Genomic DNA, 12232 nt, shown 5'->3' with positions numbered 1-12232 from the left:
GGGGCTACCCCGTCGCCACCCGCGGTCGACCACTTGCCTCGACTGTAATCATGGCCTCGACAAACACGTCCTGCGCCTCAATCCGGGCGGTTCGGATATCCCGGTCGACCACGACCCGGATATCTTCGGCCCCGGCTTGGCGAACGGCGCCCTCAGCCTCGGACCGCAGCACCGATTCCAGAAGGTCCAACGCTGCTTGGGATTCATTGAAGTCCTGCGGGCCGTCTTCAAGATGAACCCGGAAACGGCCCTCGGACGGAGACGTGACCGTTCCCGTTCTGCGCAAGGTGAGACGGCCCACCACGGCCCCGATGGCATTCGCCACACCCGCATGTTCCGGCAGGATCATGCGACAGCGCAAACGCTCGCCAACTGCCGGATAATAACTTGGGGCCGAGGCCCCGAGACCCACCACATCCACATTCAATGCGGTATCAAGGGCCAACAAACCGCGATGACCTGATAGGCCCCTTTGCGTCAGAACATGGCGCGCCAACTCGGCCGAAGGCACACCAAATGACTCCGCTTCTTCTGCAAAAGCAGTCTCTAACAAAGTCAATGTGGTCTGTTTGGTCAGTTGATCGACGATGATTTGCGCCAATTCTTCGGGCGTCTGGGCCAACCTGTCCCCGGTTCCAATCCGTTTGCGCGCGATCAGTTCCAGCGCTTTATGTGCCGCGTCTGCATCCCAGGCATCCAACCGACCCAGAACATGGCTAGCATCCGATGGTGTCACGCCCGAGACCTGAACGATCCCGCGATCCACCAGCCGCGCCAAAGCCCCATTCTCCATGCGGGTCCGCAGCAATTCGCTGAGCGGCACGACCTTGTCACCCAACCGGTCAAGCAGGTCTTCTTCCCGCGCGCCCAACCCCTCGGCATGAATGCCGGGAACGCGGCGCGCAAAGCGGGTGTCATGCTCACCCACAGTTGTCGCCCGCAGTTGCGTATCCAACACGGCATGAACGGCCTCGGGTGCTTCAGACGCGATCAGAGAAACCGGCAGCACCCGGCGCGGTCCAAGGAAAACACCACCGCCCAGCCCTTCGGTCATCACATGCACCTGACTGTCGCCGCCCAGACCATGGGTACGCATAGCGACCGCCTCGACCATAGTGCGGAAGCCACCGACCTGAGCCCCCGCGGGGTCAATCGCAGGCTTACCGTTACGGATCAGCGCCACATCGGTGGTGGTCCCGCCGATATCCGAAACCAGAGCGTTCTCGGTTCCCGTCAACCAGCTTGCCCCAACAATCGACGCTGCCGGGCCGCTGAGGATGGTCTCAATCGGCCGCTCACGCGCCTGTTCTGCGCTCATCAGGGCACCGTCCCCACGCACCACCATCATCGGCGCAGTAATGCCCAGTTCCAGCAGCCGGTCCTGCGCCCGCCCGATCAAACGGTCAATCATCCCGATCAGTCGCGCGTTAAGCACGGCTGTAACCGCCCGTTTTGGCCCGTTCAGCTTGGCCGACAAATGATGCGAACATGTGACCGGAGCACCGGTCTTTTCCGCAATGATCCGCGCCGCCTCCAGCTCATGAGCTGGGTTCCGTGTGGCGAACTGGGCAGCAATGGCAAAGCCTGAAATGCCTTTATGAGAGTCTAAAAACGCCTCAAGTGCCGCCATATCCAACGGGGCAGCTTCACCCCCGGCGTGTGTGTGACCACCTCCGACAACTAGCGCTGGATCACCTTTCAACGCGTCCCGCAGCCCATGTTTGTCCAGATCACCGTCCTTGAACCCGATATAGATCAGCGCCACGCGTCCGCCCTGCCCTTCGACCAGTGCATTTGTCGCCAAGGTGGTCGACAGCGATGCCATCGATATCTGCTCCGGCGCCACCTGCGCCGTGTCCAGAACCGCCTGAATCGCCTTACCCACACCAATCGCCAGATCGGCTCGCGTGGTCAGGGACTTGGCCGAGGCGATCACCTCGCGCTCATCCCGGATCAGGACCGCATCGGTATAGGTTCCACCCGTATCTACCCCCAAAGCCAACGCCATCGGGATCTCCTTTCTGTTCGCTGCGGATGGGTTTAGCGGTTTGGACCGACACGTCCAGCCTGTTTGCGGCACTTATGGCAATCGTTGCACCGCCCAGCGCGCGGCATCGGCCACCGTGGGGTCCGGGTCATCTGTCAAACCCTGTGCAACGGGTCGCAAGTCGGCCCTGCCCGAATTGCCGATGGCATAGAGCACGTTGCGCACAAATCGATCTCGCCCGATGCGTTTGATCGGCGAACCTGAGAACTTTGCGCGAAACGCCGTATCATCCAGCACCGCGAGATCCGCCAATGCAGGCGCTTTCAGATCGTCCCGAGCAGCATAACGGTTATCGCTGGCAGCAACTGCAAACTTGTTCCACGGGCACGCTGCCAGACAATCGTCGCACCCGTAAATCCGGTTACCAAGTTTGCCCCGCAATTCCTCGTCCACCGGGCCTTTGTGTTCGATGGTCAGATAAGAAATGCAGCGTGTTGCATCCAACTGATACGGCGCTGGAAAGGCGTCTGTCGGGCAGGCATCCAAACAGGCTCGGCACGATCCGCAGTGATCCACCTCAGCCATATCTGATTCCAGGTCCAAAGTGGAGAAAACAGAGCCTATAAAGGCCCAATTGCCCCATTCCCGGCTAACCAGATTGGTGTGTTTCCCCTGCCATCCCAGCCCGGCAGCATGGCCCAAAGCCTTTTCCGGCACCGGAGCCGTATCGACAAATACCTTCACCTCGCCGCCGGCCTCGGCAATAAGCCATCGGGCCAACCGCTTCAGCCGTTTCTTGACCAGATCATGGTAGTCCTTGTTCTGCGCATAAACCGAGATCGCCGCCTTGTCCGGGTAATCCAACACTTCGGTCGGGTCATGGTCCGGCGCATAGCTCTCGGCCAGCATGATCACGGATCGCGCCTCGGGCCACAGTGCCGCCGGATCGCCACGCCAATGGGTCCGCTCGGCCATCCACCCCATCTGACCGTGATATCCAGCCTGCAGAAACGCCTCCAATCGGGCCGGAACCTCCGGCACGTCCCATGGCCGACACACACGACAGGACACAAAACCTTCGCTCAGCGCCTGCGCCACCAGCTTTTCTTTTAAACCCGATCCGCTTTTCATCTGGCCAATAATATCCTCGGGGGTGAATTGGCCTACAGGGCCAAGAGGGCGCAGACAGCCCCCTTCACCACCCTATCAGAAATCCAGATCAGCGTAATGAGCCGGTGGCCGGAACCCCGGCACCTGATCCGCCAATATCGACCGAAACGCGGGCCGCGACTTGATCTTGGCGTACCAATCCTTAACCGCAGCCGACCGATTCCAATCAACGTCCGAGATGTAATCCAACGCCGACAGATGCGCCGCAGCTGCGAAATCCGCCAAAGTCATCTGATCCCCCGCCAGCCAGCGCCGATGATCCAACAGCCAAGCCATGTAATCCAGATGGTATTTGATCGCGCGGGCACCTTCCTTGACGTTCTTGCTGTCCGGATAGCCCTCACCGGTGACCTTCTTGTTCACCCGCTCGTACAACAGCTTCGAGGTCACCTCGTGATGGAACTTGTCATCGAACCAACCCACAAGGCGGCGCACTTCGTAGCGGGCCTCGGGCGTTTTCGGCATCAAAGGGGGTTCAGGGCGCGTCTCTTCGATATATTCGCAAATGGCGGCACTTTCCGACATCACCTGCCCGTCCAGACGCAGAACCGGCACCTTGCCAGCCGGGTTGCGGCGCAGAAAATCCGGGTCTTTCTCCCAGTATCGTTCCTCGACCAGTTCAACCTCGATCTTCTTTTCGGCCAGAGACAAGCGGACCTTGCGGCAATACGGGGACAGGGGAACGTGAAACAGACGCGCCATGGGCTTCCTAATCGAACCAGTGAATACCCTTTCAGCTTTAGCCTTGAGGGGCGATGAGTTTCAATCCTCGAAACAATCCGCGCGACCATCTGCGCGGATGGTGGCCGCCCCATCCAAGATCGACGCAGCCCGCCTGCGGGTGCGCACAGAAGGGTCGGTAACCGACCGATTGCGCGGTGACGGCAGGATCGCGGCGATCCGCGCGGCCTGAACCGGGCTCAGCCGGGAGGCGGGCACACTGAAATTTCGCTGGGCCGCAGCCTCAACCCCAAACACACCCTGCCCCGTTTCGGCGACATTCAGATAAACCTCAAGAATGCGCTGCTTGCTCCAGAAAACTTCGACAACCGGCGTAATCGATGTTTCCAACGCCTTGCGCACCCAGCTACGGCCCTGCCACAGGAACACGTTCTTGACCACCTGCTGCGTGATTGTCGACGCCCCGCGCGTGCCGCCGTTTTCCAGTGCATCACGGATCGCTTCGACGTCAAACCCCCAATGCAGGCAGAAATTGGCATCTTCGGCCGCCACGACCGAGCGAGCCATGACCGGAGAGATCTCTTCAAACGGCACCCAATCGCGCTCAACCTTGCCCAGCCGGCGCCATTCAGACCAGATCGTATGGGTCACCGGTGGATTCACCACCGAATACAGCACCACTAACCCGACCACAAAGACAACAACACCCAACACGGCGCGAGTCACCCAACGGCGAATCCGCAATGTGGTTGGTTTTTTTGCCTTTGACGCCTTGCTTTTCTTACTGCTCGACTTGCGCGCTGCTTTTTTTGCCATGTTGTTGCTATACGACGCGGCGCATGTGTTTGGAACGGTTTAAATCGCCAGAGCGCGGGCCTCGCGCGGGCGGATGACCGGACGCGCGGTTTCCGGCATCTCCGGATCTCGGGTGCGCAGTTCCGGGAACAGGCGCAGTACTTCGGCCTGCGTGTCGCGATCTGCCTGGGTAACTGCATGTCCGGGGTAGTAGCTTTCGCTTCTTGCACCGTTGGCAATGACGATCTCATGCCGGGCAAACAGAAGGTGAATATACTCGACCTCTTCGGTCTCAACGCGAGTCACGGTGTCACCGTTAACCAGACAATGCGCGGCGATCAAAACCTCAGAATGACCAAAGAGATAAGGCGCGCGCCAATCGGCCACCAGCATCCGGTGCTGCGGTGAAACGGTCAGAGGACGATCCAGCCCAAGCACACCGGCGTCGAACCGGATCGGGGCCAGTTTTCCCTGCGCCTCAACTCGGGTTTTACCTACCCACAGCAAAGGCTGCGCACCATGGTCAACCGTTAGGACCAAATCACCAGTCTGCAGGTCATCTACCGCGCGCTCGCCGTCCAGCGTTGCAACCATTGTGCCGGGGGTAAAGCAAGGCGGCCCCAATTCACCCGGAACGTTCAGCGGGCCTTGAGTGTTTACAAAGGTTGTCGAGACAAGTGTCCCGTTCTGCAGAACCTTTCCATCCGTTGGTGTGAATACACGCGTGCCATCCGCGAGGTAAAAAGTTATGCCTTCATATTCTATGTTTCCCTGGCCGGGAACGCTGATCGTTACGGTGTCGCCGGGCCAGGAATCAGTTACCAGTTGCCCGTTAACAGTATCACCGCCGAAATCTTCGATTTCGTTGTTGTCGTCCTCATCCACAAGGTCGAACCGGCTAAATGTAACTGCCGTGCCAGCAGGCGGCGGGTTTGCCGGGTCAAAGGAATAGAACTGATCTGTGTAGGTCGCTGGCATAAAACGAATCCTCTCTGCAGGTCACATCGGGATGCAGACTGGCTGAAAACCCAGAAGAAATTATGACCATAGCTGGGCGTGAACTGCAAAAAAAAGCAATATACGCAATCGAAATGTCTAAAAACAAAGAAACCCGCGTGTTTTTGGTGACACGCGGGTTTTCTGATTTTCGCCTCAGGGTCGGCTTACTCTGCCGGAACCGCCTGTGCCTCGTTCGTCAGAGGATGGCTGAGCTTGTTCAGCATCTCTTTCGGGCAGACCTGCAGGAAGTTAGCCTTTTCGACTTCCCAGTGCTGCAGAATGTCTGCGGCCTTGCGGCTGAAGGTTTCGGCCTGATGGGTTTCGATCAGCGATTTCAGTTGCTCTTCCCAATGCTCGACAGTCACCGGGCAGGTCACCAGCGTTTCCATGTTCATCAGCTTTTCAGCTTTACCTTCGGGGTCGTACAGATAGGCCATACCGCCTGTCATGCCCGCACCAAAGTTGGCACCGATATCACCCAGGATTACTGCAACACCGCCGGTCATGTATTCACAACCGTTGGAGCCACAGCCCTCGATCACCACCGTGGCACCCGAGTTCCGGACCGCGAACCGCTCACCAGCGCGGCCGGCAGCGAACAGATAACCGTCGGTGGCGCCGTACAAAACGGTGTTGCCAATGATGGTGTTCTCGTCCGCCTTAAGCGGGCTGACCTGCGGTGGGCGCACGACGATCATGCCACCCGACAGACCCTTGCCGACATAGTCGTTGGCATCGCCCGACACTTCCAGCTTCAAACCCGGCGCGGCGAAAGCCCCTAGCGACTGACCAGCAGAGCCCTGCAGTTTCACATGCAGGTGGTCGGACTGGAACGTATTCCGCATCCCGAAGTTCTGTACGATATGGCTTGAGACGCGCGTGCCTACGGTCCGGTGCGTGTTCTGCACCGCGTAAGACAGCTGCATCTTTTCGCCATCCTTCAGGAACCGCGCCGCATCGCGAACAATCTCGGCGTCCAGAGTATCCGGCACTACATTGCGATCCTTGTCACGGTTATAGACGATGTCATGCGCGCCATCGACGGTGATCAGCAGCGGGTTCAGGTCCAGATCGTCCAGATGCGCGGACCCACGGCTGACTTGCGCCAGAAGATCGGCCCGACCGATAATCTCATCAATGGACCGTGCACCGAGGCTGGCCAGCAGCTCGCGCACTTCCTGCGCGTAGAAGGTGATCAGGTTGACGACCTTATCCGCGTTGCCGGTGAATTTGGCGCGCAGGTCTTCGTCCTGCGTACACACGCCGACGGGGCAGGTGTTCGACTGGCACTGACGCACCATGATACAGCCCATCGCGATCAGCGCGGCGGTGCCAATGCCATATTCCTCAGCCCCCATCATCGCTGCCATGACAATGTCACGACCGGTGCGCAGGCCGCCGTCGGTCCTCAGAGTCACGCGATCACGCAGGTTGTTCATTGCCAGAACCTGATGCGCCTCGGTCAGGCCCATCTCCCACGGCAGGCCTGCGTATTTGATGGACGTCGCTGGCGATGCGCCCGTACCGCCATTGTGACCCGAAATAAGGATAATATCCGCTTTCGCCTTGGCTACACCAGCAGCAATCGTGCCAACGCCCGAGGACGCCACCAGCTTGACCGTCACCTTACAGCGCGGATTGATCTGCTTCAGGTCATAGATCAGCTGCGCCAGATCCTCGATCGAGTAGATATCGTGATGCGGCGGCGGCGAAATCAGCGTCACACCTTTGGTCGAGTGACGCAGACGCGCAATCAGGTCTGTGACCTTCATGCCCGGCAGCTGACCGCCTTCACCGGGTTTTGCACCCTGGGCGACCTTAATCTCCAGCTCTTCACACTGGTTCAGATATTCGGCGGTCACACCGAAGCGGCCCGAAGCGACCTGTTTGATCTTGGCCGACGGGTTGTCACCGTTGGGCTCTGGCACGAAATGCGCCGGATCTTCACCACCTTCACCAGAGTCAGATTTCGCACCGATCCGGTTCATCGCCACGTTCAGCGTCTTGTGCGCCTCGGGGCTCAGCGCGCCCAGTGACATGCCAGGGGTCACGAACCGTTTGCGGATCGAGGTGATCGATTCAACCTCTTCGATCGGCACCGGATTGCCCAACGGTTTGAAATCCATCAGGTCGCGCAGGTGGATCGGCGGGTTCGACTGCATCTTGGCCGAATACTGCTTCCACAGCTCGTACGAGGCGCGATTACAGGCCATTTGCATCATGTGCATCGAGGTCGCTTCCCACGCGTGGGTCTCACCCGATTTCCGCGCTTTGTAGAAACCACCGATGGGCAGCACATCCAGACCATTGGTCCAGGCTTTGGCGTGGATTTCCTCGGCCTTGGTCTGAATGCCGGTCACACCGATACCGGAAATCCGGCTGGTCATGCCCGGGAAGTATTCCGCGACCATGGCGCGGCTGAGGCCTACGGCCTCAAAATTCAGACCGCCGCGATAGGACGAGATCACCGAGATACCCATCTTGGCCATGATCTTCAACAGACCTTGGTCAATGGCTTCGCGGAAGCGGGCCACGTTTTCGGTCAGCGTGCCATCCAGCAGACCGCGATCAATGCGGTCGGCCAGCGAATCCTCGGCCAGATAGGCGTTCACAACAGTAGCGCCACAGCCGATCAGCACAGCAAAGTAATGCGGGTCGACGCATTCCGCGGACCGCACGTTCAGCGAGCAGAAGGTCCGCAGCCCCTGACGTGTCAGATGCGAGTGAACAGCACTTGTCGCCAGGATCATCGGCATCGCCACACGACCCTGACCCGAGTTCATATCGGACAGCACCAGATGCCCCGCGCCAGAGCGCACGGCTTCTTCAGCTTCGGCTCTAACACGGGCCAAAGCGGTGCTTAACGCGCCTCGGCCGGGCTCAAAGCTACAGTCGATCTCGGCCAGCGGAGAATTGAAGTTCTCGACGAGTTTGTCCCACTGCGTGTTACCGACAAAAGGGCTTTCCAGCACGATGATCTCGGTCTGGCTGCTGTCTTCATCCAGCACGTTCTTGAGGTTGCCGAACCGCGTTTTCAGCGACATCACGCGATATTCACGCAATGAGTCGATCGGAGGGTTGGTCACCTGGCTGAAGTTTTGCCGGAAGAAATGACTCAGCGGGCGGTATTGCTTGGACAGAACCGCCGAAGGGGTGTCATCCCCCATTGAAGCAATCGATTCCTTGCCATCTTCGGCCATCGGGGCGAGGATTTGCTCCAGTTCCTCGATCGAATAACCCGCTGCGATCTGACGCTTGCGCAGTTCTTCACCCGAGAAGATCGGTGCCTCGACCAATTCGCCCAGCGTGTTGTCCAGATCGTTGATCTTGCCGACCCACTCGCCGAACGGCAGCGCGCGTGCCAGTTTGTCCTTGATCTGGGTATCGCGATAGAGCTTTCCGCGCTTCATATCCACGGCCAGCATCTGACCCGGGCCAAGCGCGCCCTTTTCGGTTACGGACGCCTCATCAATCGGCACCATACCGGCCTCGGACCCCGCGATGACCAAACCATCGCCGGTCACGACATAACGCATCGGGCGCAGGCCGTTCCGGTCCAGACCGGCGCAGACCCAGCGGCCGTCGGTCATGGCCAGCGCTGCGGGGCCGTCCCACGGCTCCATCACCGAATTGCAGTAGGAATACATGTCGCGCCACGCCTGCGGCAGTTCCACCGCCTGCTTGGACCAGCTTTCCGGAACCAGCATGGTTTTTGCCATGGGTGCCGAACGGCCCGCGCGCACCAGAACCTCAAAAACCGAGTCTAACGCGGCAGAATCCGACGATCCGCCCGCGATGATCGGCTTGATATCTTCGGCGTAGTCTCCAAAGGTGCCCGACGCCATGCGGATCTCATGGCTCTTCATCCAGTTGATGTTGCCTTTCAGCGTGTTGATCTCGCCGTTATGAGCCAACATGCGGAACGGCTGCGCCAGCCACCATTGCGGGAACGTGTTGGTGGAATAGCGCTGGTGGTAAATCGCGAACGCGGATTCAAAGCGTTCGTCCATCAGGTCGGGATAGAACACCGCAACCTGCTCAGCCAGCATCATGCCCTTATAGATGATCGAGCGGCAGGACAGCGACGCCAGATACAGGCCAGAGATACCCGCAGCAGCAGCGGCTTTTTCGATGCGGCGGCGGATGACGTACAGTTCACGCTCGAACGTCTCTTCGTCCACACCTTTCGAGTTCGAGATCAGAATCTGCTCGATTTCAGGTCGGGTCGCGTTGGCTTTGTCACCCAGGCAGGTCACATCAACCGGCACATGGCGCCAACCATAGATGTAATAGCCCATACGCAAAACTTCGGTTTCTACAATGGTGCGGCAGCTTTCCTGCGCACCAAAGTCGGTACGGGGCAAAAAGACCTGACCAACCGCGATCAACTCATCCAGATTAGGCTCGTGGCCGGTGCGGCGAATCTGATCGTAGAAGAAGGGGACCGGGATTTGCACATGGATACCCGCACCGTCGCCGGTTTTTCCATCAGCATCCACAGCGCCACGGTGCCAGATCGCTTTCAGAGCGTCGATCCCGGCATCCACAACCTTGCGCGACGGCTTGCCGTCAACGGATACAACAAGGCCCACACCGCAGGAAGAATGCTCTTCTTCCTCGGAATAGAGACCGTTTTCCGCCATCCATTTGCGCTTGGCTTCCTCGGCCCGCACCCAATTGGCATCATATTTGGTCATTGGCTGTCTCCTTCTTCCGGTAGGGCGTACATGGCTTCGACCTCGGCTTTGGTCATCTGCCGGCGCTCACCTTCGAACGCGTACCCGTCGGGCTTTTTGTCGATATAAAGTTCCAGTTGCAGCGGGTTTCCTGTGTTTTCGAACAGGCCCGCCGCTATTTGAGTGTGTCCATGCATCTCGCCCGGCACGGTGACCCGGTACCATAGCGCCGAGCCGCACTCGGCGCAAAAGGCACGCTCGGCCCAATCGGACGAGGTGAAGGTTTTGACCGGGCCCAAGGCGGCATAGCCGGGCTCGGCCTGAAATGTCACCAGCATCGAGCTGGTCCAGCGACGGCATTGATCGCAATGACATGCACCCAGCGAGTCTTTCGCCGGGGTTGCGGTCACAGTGACCGCGCCACACATACATTGGCCTTGCAATTCGGGCATGAAACCCTCCTGTCGCTGGGCAGTGATTTATTCGGCTGCGACGGCAGCCTTGGCATTGAGCCGGTCGATGATCGCATCGGCGCAATCGCGGCCGTCGCGGATCGCCCAAACCACCAGCGAGGCACCGCGCACGATGTCACCGATGGCATAGACGCCATCCATCTCGGTCTCACCGGTCTGGAACGCGGCCTTGACGGTGCCCCAACGGGTCACGGGCAGGTCAGGCTGGCCGAACAGGGTGGGCAGGTCTTCGGGCTCAAAGCCCAGTGCCTTGATCACCAGATCGGCCTCTTCGACGTAATCCGCACCTTCGATCACTTCTGGGGCCTGGCGACCGGACGCGTCGGGCTGACCTAAACGCATCTTCTGCACCATCACACCCGAGACCTTTTCGTCGCCGGTAAAGCCTTTGGGCGCGCTGAGCCATTCGAACACCACGCCTTCTTCCTCAGCGTTCTGGGTTTCACGCTGCGAGCCCGGCATGTTGGCGCGGTCACGGCGATACAGGCATTTGACCGAGGTCGCACCCTGACGGATCGAAGTCCGTACGCAGTCCATCGCAGTGTCACCACCGCCGATCACGACAACTTTCTTACCATCGGCGTTCAAACGGCCATTGTCGAAATCTTCAACCTCGTCGCCAAAGCTTTTGCGGTTCGAGGCGGTCAGGAAGTCGATCGCCTTTTCGATACCGTTCAGCCCGCTGCCCGGCATGGACAGGTCGCGCGAATTGTAAACACCTGTCGCGATGATCACGGCATCATGTTTGGCACGGATCTCTGCAAACTTGGCGGCATCCACGTCGCAGTTCAAAACAAACTCGACCCCGCCATCCGCCAACAGATCATTGCGACGCTGCACGATATCCTTTTCCAGCTTAAAGCCCGGAATACCGTACATCAGCAAACCACCGGCACGGTCATAGCGGTCATAAACGGTGACTTGGACACCCGCACGGCGCAGCATATCCGCTGCGGCCAGACCGCCGGGGCCGCCGCCGATGATGCCGACGCTTTCGCTGCGCTCAGCAACGGGAACAACCGGTTTGACCCAGCCTTTGTCCCAAGCAGTATCAGTAATGTATTTCTCGATAGTACCAATGGTGACGGTGCCATGGCCCGACTGTTCGATCACGCAATTGCCTTCACACAGACGGTCCTGCGGACAGATGCGGCCACAGATCTCGGGGAAAGTATTGGTAGCTTGGCTGGTCGCATAAGCCTCTTCCAGACGACCTGTTGCGGTCAAGCGCAGCCAATCGGGGATATTATTGTGCAGCGGGCAGTGCGACTGACAGTAAGGCACACCACATTGGCTACAACGGCTGGCCTGCTCTTCTGCCTTGGCCGATGCGAATTCCGCGTAGATTTCGTCAAAGTCTTCTTTGCGCACGTCGGCGGCACGCTTTTGCGGCATGACGCGATCAATCTGCACAAATTTTAACATCGGTTGCTTGGCCACGGGTCTGACTC

General features: G+C 59.1%; 8 protein-coding genes. All 8 read right to left on the bottom strand.

All coding sequences use genetic code 11. The annotated features are described in order from the left end of the window. Positions 1 to 4: 4 nt before the first annotated feature. A complete protein-coding gene (locus ACXAGD_RS17625) occupies positions 5 to 2008 on the bottom strand; it encodes a hydantoinase/oxoprolinase N-terminal domain-containing protein (RefSeq protein ID WP_475212190.1) in 2004 nt (667 codons plus the stop codon). Between the two features lie 72 nt (positions 2009 to 2080). Further along, positions 2081 to 3118, bottom strand: coding sequence for a tRNA epoxyqueuosine(34) reductase QueG (queG, locus tag ACXAGD_RS17620; RefSeq protein WP_475212189.1), 1038 nt, complete (start codon positions 3116 to 3118; stop codon positions 2081 to 2083). Between the two features lie 75 nt (positions 3119 to 3193). Continuing rightward, the gene (gene fzlA, locus ACXAGD_RS17615; RefSeq protein WP_475212188.1) at positions 3194 to 3859 is read right to left on the bottom strand and encodes an FtsZ-binding protein FzlA; all 666 of its coding nucleotides are present in this window, start codon (positions 3857 to 3859) and stop codon (positions 3194 to 3196) included. Positions 3860 to 3919: 60 nt separating this feature from the next. Continuing rightward, complete coding sequence (gene mtgA, locus ACXAGD_RS17610; RefSeq protein WP_475212187.1) at positions 3920 to 4654, bottom strand: monofunctional biosynthetic peptidoglycan transglycosylase; 735 nt, start codon at positions 4652 to 4654, stop codon at positions 3920 to 3922. 39 nt (positions 4655 to 4693) lie between these two features. Further along, positions 4694 to 5611 (bottom strand): Hint domain-containing protein, encoded by a 918-nt coding sequence (locus ACXAGD_RS17605; protein ID WP_475212186.1) that lies wholly within the window; start codon positions 5609 to 5611, stop codon positions 4694 to 4696. A 185-nt stretch (positions 5612 to 5796) separates the two neighbouring features. Beyond that, complete coding sequence (gene gltB / locus ACXAGD_RS17600) at positions 5797 to 10329, bottom strand: glutamate synthase large subunit (RefSeq protein ID WP_475212185.1); 4533 nt, start codon at positions 10327 to 10329, stop codon at positions 5797 to 5799. Then, positions 10326 to 10760: a GFA family protein gene (locus tag ACXAGD_RS17595; RefSeq protein WP_475212184.1), complete on the bottom strand. Its 435-nt coding sequence runs from the start codon at positions 10758 to 10760 to the stop codon at positions 10326 to 10328. The genes gltB and ACXAGD_RS17595 overlap by 4 nt, the downstream gene beginning before the upstream one ends. Positions 10761 to 10787: 27 nt before the next feature. After that, positions 10788 to 12221, bottom strand: a complete 1434-nt coding sequence (locus ACXAGD_RS17590; protein WP_475212183.1) for an NAD(P)-dependent oxidoreductase — start codon at positions 12219 to 12221, stop codon at positions 10788 to 10790. Between the last annotated feature and the right edge of the window lie 11 nt (positions 12222 to 12232).

Source organism: Ruegeria sp. ABF4_144 (genome assembly GCF_056160045.1).
This window is presented reverse-complemented; position numbering and strand designations above follow the sequence as displayed.

Bases quoted from the DNA above. Each gene is read 5' to 3' on its own strand.
- fzlA (WP_475212188.1), bottom strand. From the start codon at position 3,859: ATGGCGCGTCTGTTTCACGTTCCCCTGTCCCCGTATTGCCGCAAGGTC.
- ACXAGD_RS17625 (WP_475212190.1), bottom strand. From the start codon at position 2,008: ATGGCGTTGGCTTTGGGGGTAGATACGGGTGGAACCTATACCGATGCG.
- ACXAGD_RS17605 (WP_475212186.1), bottom strand. From the start codon at position 5,611: ATGCCAGCGACCTACACAGATCAGTTCTATTCCTTTGACCCGGCAAAC.
- queG (WP_475212189.1), bottom strand. From the start codon at position 3,118: ATGAAAAGCGGATCGGGTTTAAAAGAAAAGCTGGTGGCGCAGGCGCTG.
- gltB (WP_475212185.1), bottom strand. From the start codon at position 10,329: ATGACCAAATATGATGCCAATTGGGTGCGGGCCGAGGAAGCCAAGCGC.
- mtgA (WP_475212187.1), bottom strand. From the start codon at position 4,654: ATGGCAAAAAAAGCAGCGCGCAAGTCGAGCAGTAAGAAAAGCAAGGCG.
- ACXAGD_RS17595 (WP_475212184.1), bottom strand. From the start codon at position 10,760: ATGCCCGAATTGCAAGGCCAATGTATGTGTGGCGCGGTCACTGTGACC.